The following is a 14,398-nucleotide window of genomic DNA, read 5'->3' on the forward strand; positions in this document are numbered from 1 at the left end:
CATGTCCAACGCCGAGCCGGTGTCGCCCCTGGGCCTGGCCTGGGGCGCGGCGCGAGGGCTGCTGCGCGCCGGAACGGTCAGCGACCTGCCGTCCGTCAGCCTGCACGCCGATCAGGTCTGGGTGCGCGCCGAGGCCGTCAGAGCCTATGCCGAGGTCTGCGGCTTCGCACCCCAAGCAAGCGTGCCGCCGACCTTCGCCCACATCCTGGCCTTCCCGTTGCAGATGCGGATCATGCTGGCGGCGGGGTTTCCGTTCCCGGTGATGGGCCTCGTGCACATCCACAACCGCATCCGCCAGCGCGCGCCTCTGCGCATCGGCGAGAGCCTGACGATCGGCGCCCGCACTGGCCGGCTGATGGCCCACGACAAGGGCCAGGCCTTCTCGCTGGAGACCTGGGTCCTGCGCGACGGCGCCACGGTGTGGGAAGGGACGAGCGTCTATCTGCGCCTGGGCAAGCCCGGCCGCGGCGAGCCCGCGCCGGTGCTCGACGTCGGCGAGGCGAGGGCGCCTGTCGAGACCTGGCAGGTCCCCGCCGACATCGGCCGGCGCTACGCCCGGGTGTCGGGCGACGCCAACCCGATCCACACCTCGCCGCTGGGCGCGCGGCTGTTCGGCTTTCCGCGTCCGATCGCCCACGGCATGTGGGCCAAGGCCCGGGCCTTGGCGGCCCTGACCCGAGGCCAGGCGGTCGAGGCGATCGAGGTCGAGACGGCCTTCCGCGCGCCCCTGTTGCTGCCAAGCGAGGCACGCCTGTCGAGCGGCCCCGCCGGCGCCTTCGAACTGACGGACGCCAGCGGCGGCCGAACCCATCTGCGCGGGCGCCTGATCAGCGCGCCCCAATCACAGGATCTATCCCCATGCTGACCTTGCCCGCGCCGCGCCGCGTCGCCGTGATCGGCGGCCGCCGCATTCCCTTCGCGCGCTCCAACACCGCCTATGCCGAGGCCTCCAACCAGGACATGCTGACCGCCGCCCTCCAGGGCCTGGCCGACCGCTTCGACCTGCACGGCCTGCGGCTGGGCGAGGTGGCGGCCGGCGCGGTGCTGAAGCACTCGCGCGACATCGCCCTGACCCGCGAGAGCTTGCTCTCGACCACCATCGGTCACGACACCCCCGCCTACGACGTGCAGCAGGCCTGCGGCACCGGGCTGGAGGCGGCGATCCTGGTGGCCAACAAGATCGCGCTCGGCCAGATCGACGTCGGCATCGCCGGCGGGGTCGATACGACCTCGGACGCGCCGATCGCCCTCAACGAGGACTTCCGCAAGGCGCTGCTGGCCGCCAATCGGCAGAAGACGACGGGAGCCAAGGTCAAGGCCCTGGCGGGCGCGGGTCTGACCGCGCCGTTCCGCCCCGAACCGCCGCGTAACGCCGAGCCGCGCACGGGCCTCTCCATGGGCGAGAGCTGCGAGTTGATGGCCAAGCGGTGGGGCATCGCCCGCGAGGAGCAGGACGCCCTGGCGATCCGCAGCCATCGCCGGATGGCGAAAGCGTATGACGACGGCCTGTTCGACGACCTCGTCACGCCGTTCCGGGGCCTGAAGCGGGACAACAACCTGCGGCCCGACATCGACCCGGCCAAGCTGGCGACCATGAAGCCGGTGTTCGACCGCGAGCACGGCACGCTGACGGCGGCCAATTCCACGCCCCTGACCGACGGTGCCTCGGTGGTGCTGCTTGCCAGCGAGGACTGGGCGAGGGCGCGGGGCCTGCCGGTGCTGGCCTACCTGCGGGCCGGCGAAACGGCGGCGGTGGACTTCGTGGGCGGCGACGAAGGCCTGCTGATGGCCCCGGCCTACGCCGTGCCGCGCATGCTGGCCAAGCTTGGCCTCTCCTTGCAGGACTTCGACTACTACGAGATCCACGAGGCCTTCGCCGCCCAGGTGCTGTGCACGTTGAAGGCCTGGGAGGATGACGACTACGCCCGCGCGCGGCTGGGGCTGGAGCGCGCGCCGGGCGCCATCGACCGCGAGAAGCTGAACGTGCACGGCAGCTCGCTGGCCGCCGGCCACCCGTTCGCCGCAACCGGTGGGCGGATCCTGGCGCATCTGGCGACCATGCTGGACCGCAAGGGATCGGGGCGAGGCCTGATCTCGATCTGCGCGGCTGGCGGCCAGGGCGTCGTGGCGGTGCTGGAGAAATGACCGGCGCGCCGATCATCGAGGGCGTCGACGGGGCCGACGCCGAACAGCTATGGGCCGAGCGCTTCTGGACCCGCGCCTATCGCCCCGACGTGCCGGGGACGATCGACGACGAACTGGCCCTGTGGCGGTCGGTCGGCCAGTTGTTCGAGCACGACGCCGCGCGTTTCGCCCGGCGCACCGGCTTCGTCAGCATGGGCTCGGGCGTGGACTATGGTCGCGCCCTGAAGGATGCGCGGGCCTTCGCCGCCTGGCTGCAATCGGCGGGCGTGCGCCAGGGCGAGCGGGTGGCGCTGATGATGCCCAACTGCCTGCAATATCCGATCGCCCTGTTCGGGACGCTGATCGCCGGCGCCGTGGTGGTGAACGTCAACCCGCTCTACACGCCGCGCGAGCTGCGCCACCAGCTGGAGGACAGCGGCGCGGTCGCCATCGTGGTGATGGACATGTTCGCCCACACGCTGGAGCAGGCGATCGAGGGCACGGCGCTGCGCCAGGTGGTCGTGACCTCGATGGGCGACATGATGGGGCTGGCCAAGGGGACGGCGATCAACGTCCTGATGGGCCATGTCGAGAAGCTGGTGCCGAAGTGGCGGCTGCCCGGCGCCCTGCGCTGGCCGGCGATGATGCGGCGGGCGCGGCGGCTGCGGTTTCAGCCTGTCGAGGTGCGCCCCGAGGACCTGGCCTTCCTGCAATATACCGGCGGCACGACGGGGGTGGCCAAGGGGGCCATGCTGACCCACCGCAACATCCTGGCCAATGTGCTGCAGGGCCGCGCCTGGATCATGACCCAGATCCCGCCCGACCAGGCGGTGGGCAACGTGACCATGCTGCCGCTCTACCATGTGTTCTCGCTGACCGCGAACCTGCTGATGTTCGTCGGGGTGGGCGGGCGCAACATCCTGATTGCCAATCCGCGCGACGCCAAACGGGTGGAGTGGGTGCTGCGCAAGGAGCGGTTCGCGGGGCTGGCGGGGCTGAACACCCTGTTCGCTAGCCTGCTGAAGAACGACGCCTTCCGCGGGCGTGACTTCTCGGAACTCAGCCTGACCATCGCCGGCGGCATGGCCACCCAAAGGGCCGTCGCCGAGGAATGGGAGCTGGTCACCGGCTGCCCGGTGATCGAGGGCTACGGCCTGACCGAATGCTCGCCGATCGTCTGCGTCGGCTATGTCGATCTGGAGCGGCCGCAGACCATGGCCTTCGACGGCACGGTGGGCCTGCCGGTTCCCTCGACCGAGGTGCGCATGCGGCGCGAGGACGGCTCCTGGTGCGGCGTCGACGAGCCGGGCGAGCTGTGCGTGCGCGGGCCGCAGGTGATGAAGGGCTACTGGAACCATCCAGGCGAGACCGCGCGGGTGCTGTCGGCCGACGGCTGGCTCTCGACGGGCGACGTCGCCGTGATGCAGGCCGACGGCCGCGTGCGGCTGCTGGACCGGCTGAAGGAGATGATCCTGGTCTCGGGCTTCAACGTCTATCCCAGCGAGATCGAGGACGTGGTCGCCGCCCACCCCCTGGTCGACGAGGTCGCCGCCGTCGGCGTGCCCGACCCGGTGCAGGGCGAGCGGATCAAGGTGGTGGTCGTACCGCGCTCGGCCGAGCTGACGGCCGAGGCGGTGATCGCCCACTGCCGCGAGCGGCTGACGGGCTACAAGGTGCCGCGCATCGTGGAGTTCCGGGCCGAGCCCCTGCCGAAGACGGCGGTGGGCAAGGTGCTGCGGCGGGAGTTGCGGTAGAAATCTCTAACTCGTCATCCCGGGCGAAGGGCCGCGAAGCGGTCCGCAGACCCGGGACCCAGGGGCGGTCGCACTGCGATGGCCAACGCCCACGAGGCTGAGCCTGATCGCGGAGCCCAGTCCCCCGGGTCCCGGCTCTCCGCTTCGCTACGGCCGGGATGACGACGAGTTTGGGGCTGAGCTCGTCGAAGGACGAGGATCACGCAAGGCGCCCGCCGTCCGCGTCACCACCACCCCGAACAGCGCCGCCAGCGGGAAGGCGGCGACGCCGTAGACCGCGGCGGGCAGGCTGACCTCGGGGCGTTGCAGCACCGACTGGGCGATGACGATGGCCAGGGCGGCGTTGTGCAGCCCCACCTCGAAGGCGCTGGCGATCGCCTGGTCGCGGGGCACGCGCAGCAGGCGCGGCACGACGAAGCCGAGGCTCAGGCTGGCCAGGCAGAAGACCACGGTGACGCCGGCCAGGGCCAGGATCTCGTCGCGCAGCTCGGCCAGGTTCGAGGCGACGGCGCCGATGACCAGCACGGCCAGGAACAGGCTGGAGGCGATGCGCACCGGCTTGTCCATGGCCCGGGCGAAGCGCGGCTTCAGGCGTCGGGTCAGCATGCCCAGCGCCACGGGAACCAGCACCACCAGGAACACCTCGACCGTCTTGTCCAGCCGCAGGCCGACGCGCCCGTCGCCGGGCTCAAAGCCGGCGATGGCCAGGTTGACGACCAGCGGCAGGGTGACGACGGCCAGCACCGAGTTGATCGCCGTCAGGCTGACGTTCAGCGCCACGTCGCCGCGGAAGAGGTGGCTGTAGAGATTGGCCGCCGTCCCGCCGGGCGAGGCGGCCAGCAGCATCAGCCCCACCGCCATGGCCGGCGGCAGGTCGAACAGCAGCGCCAGGGCGGAGGCGACGAGCGGCAGGATCAGCACCTGGCAGGCCAGGGCGACCAGGGCGGCGCGCGGCTGGCGGGCGACGCGGGTGAAGTCGGCTGGGGTCAGGTCGAGGCCCAGCCCGAACATGATGATCCCCAGCGCCGCCGGCAGGCCGGTGGTGATCAGCGGCGAGGCCAGGCCCTCCACGGCTCAGACCGCGCCGGCCAGGGCCAGGCCCGCCGCCCGTCCGGAGAAGATGCAGCCGCCCAGGAAGGTGCCCTCCAGGGCGTTGTAGCCGTGCAGGCCGCCGCCGCCGAAACCCGCAGCCTCGCCGGCCGCGTAGAGTCCCTCCAGCACCTGGCCGTCGGGCGTCAGCACGCGGCTGGAGAGGTCGGTCTGCAGGCCGCCCAGCGACTTGCGGGTCAGGACGTGCAGCTTGACCCCGATCAGCGGCCCGGCGGCCGGATCGAGAATCCGGTGCGGCGCGGCCGTGCGGGCCAGGCGGTCGCCCAGCGACCGGCGGCTATTGTGGATGCCCATCACCTGCAGGTCCTTGGCGAAGGGATTGGCGATCTGGGCGTCGCGGTCCTCGATCTGGCGACGGATCAGGGCCGTGTCGAGCAGCGGCTGATCGGTCAGGTCGTTCATCTTGGCGACCAGATCCTCCAGCCGCTCGGCGACCACGAAGTCTGCGCCGTTGCGCTTGAAGGCGTCGACCTCGGGCGGCGCGCCCTTGCCCAGGCGGGACTTCAGGAGCGCCAGCCGTCGGCGGTTGGTGATGTCGCCGTTTTGCTCGGAGCCGGAGAGGGCGAACTCCTTCTCAAGGATCTTCTGGCTGACGATGAACCAGCTGTGGTCGTGTGCGGCCAGGTCGGGCGTCGTGCGCAGGTGGCGCAGGGTGGCGATGGTGTCGTAGCCGGGCAGGGCGGGGAAGGGCAGGCGCCGGCCCAGGGCGTCGAACCACATCGACGAGGGGCCGGGCAGGATGCGGATGGCGTGGCTGGGCCAGATCGGCGCCCAGTTCCGCACGCCTTCTACGTAATGCCACATGCGGTCGCGGTTCACGAGACGGGCCCCGGCGTCGCCGGCGATGTCGAGCATCCGCCCGTCCACATAGGCTGGCACGCCAGTGATCATGCTGGCCGGCGCGGTTCCCAGGCGCTCGGGCCAGTAGCGGCGGACGAGATCGTGGTTGCCGCCGATGCCGCCGGTGGCCAGCACCACGGCCTGGGCCTTCAGCGTGAAGTCGCCGACCGCATCGCGATTGGACGGTGCGCCGCGCGGGGCGTCGTCGGGCGCCAGCACCGCGCCGGAGACGCCGGTGACCCGGCCGCCCTCGACGACCAGATGATCGACCCGGTGGCGATGATGGAAGCTGAGCTTGCCGCTGGACGCCGCCTGCCGGGCGCTGTCGGCGAAGGGTTCGGAGACGCCGGTGCCGGTGCCCCAGGCGACATGGAAGCGGGGAACCGAGTTGCCGTGGCCCCGGGCCTGGCCGGCCCCGCGCTCGGCCCAGCCGACCATCGGCGTCAGACTGATCCCGTGGCGGCGCAGCCAATGGCGCTTCTCACCGGCGGCGAACTCGACATAGGCCCGGCCCCAGCGGATCGCCCATTCGTCCTCGGACAGGGGCCCGTCCAGCCGGTCCCAGCCGGCGCTGCCGGTCCAGTCGCGCCAGGCCAGATCGAGGCTGTCGCGGATGCCCATGCGTCGCTGCTCGGGCGAATTGACGAGGAACAGCCCGCCGAACGACCAGAAGGCCTGGCCGCCCAGGTTGGCGGGGTTCTCCTGGTCGAGCAGGGCGACCCGCTTGCCGGCCCGGACCAGCTCGTCGGCGGCCACCAGCCCGGCCAGTCCGCTCCCCACGACGATGACGTCGGCATCCATGTTTCGCCCTCCCGATCGGCGCTGACCCTTGGCTATTTTTACAGTGATGTAAATATTAATTCGAGGTCAGGAACAGGCCCGACCGTCCGGCCCCGGAGGGCCGTGGAGAGCGATCTGCGAGGCGCGACGCCTTGCCCGAAAAGGCGCGCCGTCAGACTGCCGCAGCGTAACTGAACATCGATGTAAGTAATGTATTGACATGCTAGTGAATAGGTAGATCGTACAACCCAACCGTGGGGCGGAGCCGCCATGCCGCGCGGAGATTGATGAGGGGCGGGGGAAACGTTCACCGGGCCAGACGCAGAGCTGGCCGGGGCAGGGGAGGATAGGGCATGGCTGCAAAAGCCTGCGTGCGCGCGCGTCTGGCCGTCACCGCATCCGCCATGGCGCTCGCCGTGGCGGCGGGGCCGGCTTTGGCGCAAGAAGCCACGACCCAAGTCGAGGACATCGTCGTCACCGCGCAGAAGCGCGAGGAATCCATCCAGCAGGTGCCGATCGCCGTAACGGCCCTGTCTTCGGAAGCGCTCAACGAACGCAAGATCGAGGGCGGCTCCGAACTGATGCGCGCCGTGCCGAACGTCTCGTTCTCGAAGGCGAACTTCAGCATGTACAACTTCTCGATCCGCGGGGTCGGGACCAAGGCGATCTCGGCCAGCAGCGATCCCGCCGTGGCCGTCAGCTTCAACTCCACGCCGCTGATCCGCAACCGGCTGTTCGAGCAGGAATACCTGGACGTGGCGCGGGTCGAGGTGCTGCGCGGGCCGCAGGGCACGCTCTACGGCCGCAACGCCACGGGCGGCGTCGTCAACATGATCCCGAACCTGCCGGGCCGGGAATTCGAAGGCTCCATCAAGGGCGAGGTCGGCAACTACGACAGCCGGCGGATGCAGGCCCTGATCAACGTGCCGATCGGCGAGACCTTCGCCCTGCGCCTGGCCGGCTCGGCCACCAAGCGCGACGGCTTCGACTACAACAGCTTCAACGACACCAAGGTGAACGACCGCGACCTGTGGTCCACCCGGCTGTCGGCGGCCTGGGAGCCGACCAGCCGCCTGCGCACCAACGCGATCTGGGAGCACTTCGAGGAAGACGACAACCGCTCGCGAACGGGCAAGCAGCTCTGCACCACCGATCCGGGCCCGACCACGGTGGGCGCGGTGACGATCACCTCGTCGCTGCTCCGCAACCGCCTGAGCCAGGGCTGCCTGCCGGGCTCGCTGTACAATGACGCGGCCTATGGCGTGCCCAACGGCGGCGCCTTCGCGCACATCTTCCTGGCCTCGGTGTCGCTGGGCCAGAACGCGTCCAACCAGACGGTGTTCGCCGTGCCGCTGGGGACCGATCCCTATGCCGGCCTGACCCAGTCGAAGGACCTGCGCGAGATCGCCACCAGCTACGACCCGGTCTTCCGCGTGAAGAACGACGTCTTCCAGTTCAACGTCGAGTTCGACCTGACCGACAAGCTGAAGCTGATCTCGCAGACGGCCTACGCCAAGGACGACTACTACTCGAGTCAGGACTACAACCGCTTCGTCTCCAACCCGATCTTCAGCAGCACCGACGGGCTGCGGGACGTGCTGGGCCAGCCGATCGTGGGCAAGTCGTTCCTGTCGGGCGGCTACTACACCGACCCGCAGCTGGGTACGTCGAACCGGATGGTCTCGGCCGACCTCAGCCGTTCCGACAATCGCCAGTGGACCCAGGAACTGCGCCTGCAGTCGGCCTTCGACGGGCCGTTCAACTTCAGCCTCGGCGCCAACTACATCGACTTCAAGTCGGCCGACGACTACTTCGTGTTCAACAACGTGTTCACGTTCCTGGCCGAGTACTACTACAACGTCGACATCACCTTGCCGAGCAACCAGGGCCGCCAGACCGCACCCTGTACGCCGACCACGGCCAAGGAATGTGTCTATGTCGACTATTCGTCGCTGGATAACCTGGCCGGCGACGGCCACAACTACTTCCGCAGCAAGAACGCCATCCACACCCGCTCGTGGGGGATCTTCGGCGAAGCCTATTACGACCTGTCGCCCACCTGGCGGGTGACCGCGGGCCTGCGCTACACCGACGACCGCAAGGTCAGCACGCCCTATCCGAGCCAGCTGCTGCTGGGCGCCGACAGGGGCACGCCAGGCACGTCGTCAGGCGGCTATGTCAGCCGCGGCTATCCGGCGCTGCCGGACATCGACCAGCAGTGGGACGCCGTCACCGGCCGCCTGGTGGTCGACTGGAAGCCCGACTTCAGCTTCACCGACGACACCATGGTCTACGCGTCCTATTCGCGCGGCTACAAGGGCGGCGGCGCCAACCCGCCGCGGGTCGATATCAACCCGTCGGTCATCCAGTACCAGCCGCTGGCCGAGACCTTCGATCCCGAATACGTCAACGCCTTCGAGATCGGCACCAAGAATACCCTGGCCGGCGGCATGGTCCGCTTCAACGCCACGGCCTTCTACTACGACTACAAAGACTACCAGGTGTCGCAGATCGTCGACCGCATCTCGCTGAACGAGAACTTCGACGCCCGCACCTGGGGCGTGGAGTTGGAGACCGTGTTCCGGCCCACCCGCGACTTCCGGCTGGACGCCAACCTCGGCTATCTGAACACGCGGATCGCCGACGGCGAGGGCTCCATCGACGTCATGAACCGCACCCAGGGCAACGCCGACTGGATGGTGCTGCGGCCGTGGCTGCAGGTGCCGTCCAACTGCGTGGCCCCGACCAAGTACGTCGAGCGGGTGCTGTCGCGGCCATTCCCGGTGGAGCTGACAACCCTGGCCCTGCAGGCGCTTTGCGGCGGCTCGCTGCGGACGGGGACGTTCAACCCGGCCTTCACCTCGACCCTGCCATTCTGGGCGCTCTACGGCTTCACCTACGACCCGCTGACCGAGGCCCCCAACGGCGGTCGCGGCTTCGAGGCCGATCTCAGCGGCAACGAGCTGCCCAACGCCCCAAACTGGACCGCCAACATCGGCGCCCAGTACACCTTCCACAAGGACGACTGGGCCCTGACGCTGCGCGGCGACTACTACTACCAGGGCAGCAGCTACGCCCGCGTCTACAACACCGAATACGACCGGCTGAAGTCGTGGGACAACGTCAACATCTCGGTGACGCTGGAGAAGCCCTCCGACGGGCTCGTCTTCCAGGCCTACGTCAAGAACCTGTTCGACAAGACCCCCATCACCGACAGCTTCACCAACAGCGACGACACCGGCCTGACGGCCAACGTCTTCACCCTCGATCCAAGGCTCATCGCGGTCAGCGTGTCCAAGCGCTTCTAGGCCCTCTCGGTGACTCGCCGCCCCACGTTCGGGGCGGCGATTTTTTCGCCCGACGCCCTTGGGAAAGGACGCCGGGCGCCGGCGCGACTCTCGATATAAGCCATTGAAAATACTGTATTATTTCGTTTGACTCCCTTTGCATTTCGCAGTTGCATCACCCCGCCGCCCCAATGCGCGGTTGTAACAAAAAACATCGGAGGAAGACGTCATGTTGAAGACCGCTTCTGTTCTCGCCGCCGCCGCCCTGGGCTTCGCCGGCCTGGCCGGCGCCAGCTCCGCCTCGGCCGCGACCATCTCTCCGGCTGGCACCAGCTTCACCCTCACGGGCACCCTGAGCCTCAGCCAGACCACCAACGTCACCTGCGCCGTCACCCTGACGGGCACGGTGAACGCGGGCGGCACCTCCGCCACCATCACCGGCGGTTCGTTCGCTCCGGGCTCCTGGCAGTGCGGCTGGCTGGTCGTTCCGTCGGGCTTCCCGTGGACCGTCACCCCGGGCGCGGGCCCCACCGTGACGATCACCGGGATCGCCGCCAGCTCGATCGCCGGCAGCTGCTCGGGCACCATCACCGCGCCCTGGACCAACGGCCCGCCGAGCAGCGTGACCTTCACGAGCGCCACGATCCCGGGCTCGCCGAGCGCCTGCACGATCAGCGGCACCCTGACCAGCAGCCCGACGCTGACCATCCTCTGATCCCCCAGGACGAACCCTCGTCCCTCGACTCGCCGGGAGCCCTCGGGCTCCCGGCGTTTCTTGCTCCAGGGGAGCGGTGATCCGCTCCCACGACAGGTCATTCGGGAGAAGACATCATGTCGAAGAGCGTTTCACTCGCAGCCGCGGCCAATCTCGCAGCCAGTCTCGCAGCCAGTCTCGCGATCGCCGCCTTGGCCGGTCCCGTCTCGGCCGCCACCTTCACGCCCAACAGCCCCACCAGCACCACCCCGGTCGCCTTCGGGGGCACGCTGACCATCGGTCCCCCGTCGATCAGCTGCTCGGTGAGCCTGACCGGCGTCGTGAACCCGGGCGGCTCCAGCATCACCATCACCGGCGGCTCATTCAGCCCAGGCAGTTGGCTGTGCGGCTTGGGGGCCTATCCGGCCGGCTTTCCGTGGACCCTGACGCCGACCACCACCACGGCGGTCACCTTCACGCCGATCAGCGTCGCGGGCGGCGCCATCAACTGCTCCGGCGCGACCACCGTTCAATGGGTCAATCCGGGCACGATCGTCTTCAACGCCGTCGTCGTCCCAGGCTCGCCCAATCCGTGCCAGATCAGCGGCACGCTGAACACCGCGCCGTCCCTGTCGATCTACTGACCCATTCACCATCGGCCCTGAAAAGGAGACCGCCGTGTGGAAGTGGATTTCCGCCCTGTCGGCCATGGTGCTCGCCACGACCGGCGCCGCGGCGGCCCAGACGATCAGCCCCAACAGCCCCACCGGGAAAACCAGCGTCACGCTCAGCGGGGTCCTGACCATCAGCCAGACCACGACCGTCTCCTGCAACGTCACCCTCAATGTCGAGGTGGCGGCGGGCGGCGGCTCGGCCATGGTGACCAGCGGATCGTTCTTCGGGGGATCCTGGCAGTGCGGCTGGCTGGTCTCTCCGACAAGCTTTCCGTGGGCCTTCACGCCAGCTCCAGCCTCCCGCGTCTGGATCACCGGGTTCAGCCTCAACAATATCGCCGGCTCGTGCTCAGGGACGATCCACACCTGGTGGACCAACGGCTCGCCCGGCCGCCTGGAACTCGACAGCTGGACCATCCCGGGGTCGCCGACCTACTGCACGATCGACGGAACGCTCAGCAGTTCTCCCTCGCTCACCATCTCCTGAGATCGTCAGCCGTGACCTCGGCGCTTGACGGCGGCGGGTGTCCGGCGCGACGGTCGCGCTGACGGCGGCGCAGGGAGCCGCCGAAGGGGGGGAGATCGTCCGTGTCTGCATCTAGGTTCGCCCGCCTGGGCCTGGCGGCGCTGGTCGCGTTCGCGGCTTCGTCGGCCAGCCTGGCCCAGGTTCAGACGCCGGGTCCCGACATCTTCGGCGTCTGGCGCAATCCCAAGGACAGCGTCCATGTCGAGATCAAGCCGTGCGGCGGCGAGGTCTGCGGCTATGTGATCTGGGCCAATGACGAGGCGCGGACCGATGCGCGCAAGGGCTCGGGCGGCGAACTGGTGGGCCGGCAGTTGCTCAGCGACTTCTCGCGCGCAGACAAGGGCGAGTGGCGCGGCAAGGTCTTCGCGCCGGACGTCAACATGACCTTCTCAGGCCGGGTGCTGGTGCTGGACGCCGGCAAGCTGAAGGCGCGCGGCTGCGTGCTCGGCAACTTCCTCTGCAAGACCCAGGTCTGGACGCGGGTGGCCTAGGGCTGGGCGCGCACGCCCGCGAGGAAGGCCCAGCGGACCGACAGGCCGGGCTGCAGGGTGCCAGCGTCGACGAAGGCGTGGCCGAAGCGGTCGTCGGCCTTGCGGTAGGCCAGTTCGACCATGCCGCCGCGCGAGCACAACACCGAAGCCCGGGCCCGATAGCCGCAGCGAAGCACGACCTCGACGGTGTCGCCGTCCGCCACGGGGAAGGGGGTCTTCTGGGGTTTCTTGCGGGCAAGCATGGCGGGTACTCGTGGAAGGGGCCGGGGACGCATCCCCGGCGTTTGCATCCACGATGAACGGCGCGTGATTAATCGCACCTGAACAGCGGCTTAAGGCCGCAGCTTCATGCTCAAGCTTCCCGATCAGGCCTCATCGACCACCGTGTTCGACAGCAGGCCGACGCCCGTGATCTCGACCTCGACGACGTCGCCGGCCTTCATCCAGAGCGGCGGTTCGCGCTTGGCGCCGACGCCGCCCGGCGTGCCGGTCAGGATCAGGTCGCCCGGCGACAGCGGGGTGAAGCCCGACAGATAGGCGATGATGGTCGGCAGCGGGAAGATCAGGTCGGCCAGGCTGGCGTGCTGAACCTGCTGGCCGTTGAGGCGGGTGGTGACGGTGACGGCGTTGAGGTCTTCGATCTCGTCGGGCGTGACCAGCCAGGGACCAAGTCCGCCGGTGCCGGGGAAGTTCTTCCCGGGCGTGAACTGCTGGGTGTGCCACTGCCAGTCGCGCACCGAGGCGTCGTTGGCGCAGGCGAAGCCGGCCACGTGGCTCATGGCGTCGGCCTCGCTGATGTGGCGGCCGCCCTTGCCGATGACGATGGCCAGCTCGCCCTCGTAGTCCAGGCTGGTCGAGCTCAGGGGCCGCACGATCGGGCCGCCGTGCGGGGTCAGGGTGTCGGCGAAGCGGGTGAAGATCGACGGATGGCCGACCTTGGCGCGGCCGGTTTCCTGGCGGTGGGTCTCGTAGTTGTGGCCGACGCAGAAGATCTTGCCCGGGGTGGTGACGACCGGCAGCAGCTGGATCTCGGACACGGGCACGTCGAAGGCGGCCTCGGCGGCCAGGGCAGGGATGGCGTCCAGGCGCAGGGCGGCGACGAGGTCGTGCTCGTCCGGACCAGCGATGGCGCCGAAATCGGCGACGCGGTCGCCCTGGATCGCGCCGTAGGAGGCGACGCCGTCACGCAGGAAGCTGATCAGTTTCATAAGCTTGGTCTCGATTCTTGAGGTGCGTTGCGTCTAGGCGACCGGCAGCGGGGCGTGGCCGAAGGTGCGCTCGGCGGTGTTGAGGCCGGCGAAGTCCTTGCCCGACAGGCCCCACTGGTCGATGCGGCCCTCGGGCCAGGTCCAGTCCTCGGGCGCGCCGACCTTGTAGTCGTCGGGGATGATCTCGACGGCGGTGGAGAACTCCACGACCGCGCCAAACGGGGCGATGAAATAGGCGAAGACGTTGTCGCCCGGACCGTGGCGGCCGGGGCCCCAGGCGGGGACCGCGCCGGTGTCGCGCAGACGGCCGACGCCGCGCATCACCGCGTCGAGGTCGGCCATCTCGAAGGCGATGTGGTTCAGCGAGGTGAAGCCGGCGCGGGCGAAGGCGGTGGAGTGGTGCGAGGCGTTGCAGCGCACGAACACCATGCCCTTGGTGCGGTCGGAGACCTTGAAGCCCAGGGCCGCCTCGGCGAAATCGGCCGTGGCCTCGGCGTTGGCGGCGTTCATCACCACGTGGGTCAGCTTGACCGGCAGGTCGCGGCCCTCGATCGGTTCGGCCAGGGCCGCGCCGTGCAGGAAGCGGAACACCTCGCCCTCGGGCAGCTGGACCAGGACGCCCCGGCCGCCGCCGAGGTCTTCGGACACGGTCTCGACCACCGGAGCGCCGGCTGCGCGGGCCTTGGCGGCGATCGCCTCGACCTCGGTTTCCTCGCCGACGAAGGTGGTGCAGCGCACCGACGGACCGGCCGTCTCGGTCATGGCCACGAGATAGGGGAACGGCCCAGAGCCGCGCAGGTAGCGGGTGTCGCCGGCCGTTCCGGCGTCGGCCAGGCCCCAGGTTCCGGTCAGGAAATCGACGGCTGCGGCGGTGTCGGGCAGGTTCAGTTCGATACTGCGAAGACGCATG

General features: G+C 69.3%; 14 protein-coding genes. 8 read left to right on the plus strand and 6 right to left on the minus strand.

The window, feature by feature from the left end; translation table 11 throughout:
- Position 1: 1 nt before the first annotated feature.
- The 3 genes from AC2YHT_RS09160 to AC2YHT_RS09170 are packed head-to-tail and all read left to right on the plus strand — an operon-like array spanning position 2 to position 3,878.
- On the plus strand, positions 2-865 hold the full coding sequence (locus AC2YHT_RS09160) for a MaoC family dehydratase (RefSeq protein WP_487289318.1): 864 nt from the start codon (positions 2-4) through the stop codon (positions 863-865).
- A complete protein-coding gene (locus AC2YHT_RS09165; protein ID WP_487289320.1) occupies positions 859-2,145 on the plus strand; it encodes an acetyl-CoA C-acetyltransferase in 1,287 nt (428 codons plus the stop codon). Before AC2YHT_RS09160 ends, AC2YHT_RS09165 begins: the two co-directional genes overlap by 7 nt.
- The gene (locus tag AC2YHT_RS09170; protein ID WP_487289321.1) at positions 2,142-3,878 is read left to right on the plus strand and encodes an AMP-binding protein; all 1,737 of its coding nucleotides are present in this window, start codon (positions 2,142-2,144) and stop codon (positions 3,876-3,878) included. The genes AC2YHT_RS09165 and AC2YHT_RS09170 overlap by 4 nt, the downstream gene beginning before the upstream one ends.
- Before the next feature lie 14 nt (positions 3,879-3,892).
- Here the strand turns inward: AC2YHT_RS09170 and AC2YHT_RS09175 are convergent, their stop codons facing one another.
- Genes AC2YHT_RS09175 through AC2YHT_RS09185 form a run of 3 tightly spaced genes read right to left on the minus strand, consistent with a single transcriptional unit; the run spans position 3,893 to position 6,629 of the window.
- Positions 3,893-4,081 carry a hypothetical protein gene (locus tag AC2YHT_RS09175; protein WP_487289322.1) on the minus strand — a complete coding sequence of 63 codons (189 nt, stop codon included), beginning with the start codon at positions 4,079-4,081 and terminating at the stop codon, positions 3,893-3,895.
- On the minus strand, positions 4,026-4,949 hold the full coding sequence (locus tag AC2YHT_RS09180) for a bile acid:sodium symporter family protein (protein ID WP_487289323.1): 924 nt from the start codon (positions 4,947-4,949) through the stop codon (positions 4,026-4,028). The genes AC2YHT_RS09175 and AC2YHT_RS09180 overlap by 56 nt, the downstream gene beginning before the upstream one ends.
- Before the next feature lie 3 nt (positions 4,950-4,952).
- Entirely contained in the window at positions 4,953-6,629 is a 1,677-nt protein-coding gene (locus AC2YHT_RS09185) for an FAD-binding dehydrogenase (protein WP_487289325.1), read from the minus strand.
- 332 nt (positions 6,630-6,961) lie between these two features.
- Between AC2YHT_RS09185 and AC2YHT_RS09190 the strand changes: the two genes are divergently transcribed.
- The 5 genes from AC2YHT_RS09190 (at position 6,962) to AC2YHT_RS09210 (ending at position 12,280) form a co-directional block, all read left to right on the plus strand.
- Positions 6,962-9,916: a TonB-dependent receptor gene (locus AC2YHT_RS09190; RefSeq protein ID WP_487289326.1), complete on the plus strand. Its 2,955-nt coding sequence runs from the start codon at positions 6,962-6,964 to the stop codon at positions 9,914-9,916.
- 208 nt (positions 9,917-10,124) lie between these two features.
- Entirely contained in the window at positions 10,125-10,610 is a 486-nt protein-coding gene (locus AC2YHT_RS09195) for a protein activator of alkane oxidation PraB (protein ID WP_487289328.1), read from the plus strand.
- A gap of 116 nt (positions 10,611-10,726) precedes the next feature.
- Positions 10,727-11,233 carry a protein activator of alkane oxidation PraB gene (locus tag AC2YHT_RS09200; RefSeq protein ID WP_487289329.1) on the plus strand — a complete coding sequence of 169 codons (507 nt, stop codon included), beginning with the start codon at positions 10,727-10,729 and terminating at the stop codon, positions 11,231-11,233.
- Positions 11,234-11,267: 34 nt separating this feature from the next.
- Positions 11,268-11,750, plus strand: a complete 483-nt coding sequence (locus AC2YHT_RS09205) for a protein activator of alkane oxidation PraB (protein WP_487289331.1) — start codon at positions 11,268-11,270, stop codon at positions 11,748-11,750.
- 101 nt (positions 11,751-11,851) lie between these two features.
- A complete protein-coding gene (locus tag AC2YHT_RS09210; protein ID WP_487289332.1) occupies positions 11,852-12,280 on the plus strand; it encodes a DUF2147 domain-containing protein in 429 nt (142 codons plus the stop codon).
- Here AC2YHT_RS09210 and AC2YHT_RS09215 read toward each other — a convergent pair.
- The 3 genes from AC2YHT_RS09215 to AC2YHT_RS09225 all read right to left on the minus strand — a co-directional run bounded on the left by AC2YHT_RS09215 (position 12,277) and on the right by AC2YHT_RS09225 (position 14,397).
- Complete coding sequence (locus AC2YHT_RS09215) at positions 12,277-12,522, minus strand: hypothetical protein (RefSeq protein WP_487289333.1); 246 nt, start codon at positions 12,520-12,522, stop codon at positions 12,277-12,279. The genes AC2YHT_RS09210 and AC2YHT_RS09215 overlap by 4 nt on opposite strands.
- Positions 12,523-12,645: 123 nt before the next feature.
- Positions 12,646-13,488 (minus strand): fumarylacetoacetate hydrolase family protein, encoded by an 843-nt coding sequence (locus AC2YHT_RS09220; protein WP_487289335.1) that lies wholly within the window; start codon positions 13,486-13,488, stop codon positions 12,646-12,648.
- Between the two features lie 33 nt (positions 13,489-13,521).
- On the minus strand, positions 13,522-14,397 hold the full coding sequence (locus AC2YHT_RS09225; RefSeq protein ID WP_487289336.1) for a VOC family protein: 876 nt from the start codon (positions 14,395-14,397) through the stop codon (positions 13,522-13,524).
- Position 14,398: the final 1 nt, after the last annotated feature.

The sequence above is a fragment of the Caulobacter sp. SRI_008 genome (assembly GCF_057586355.1).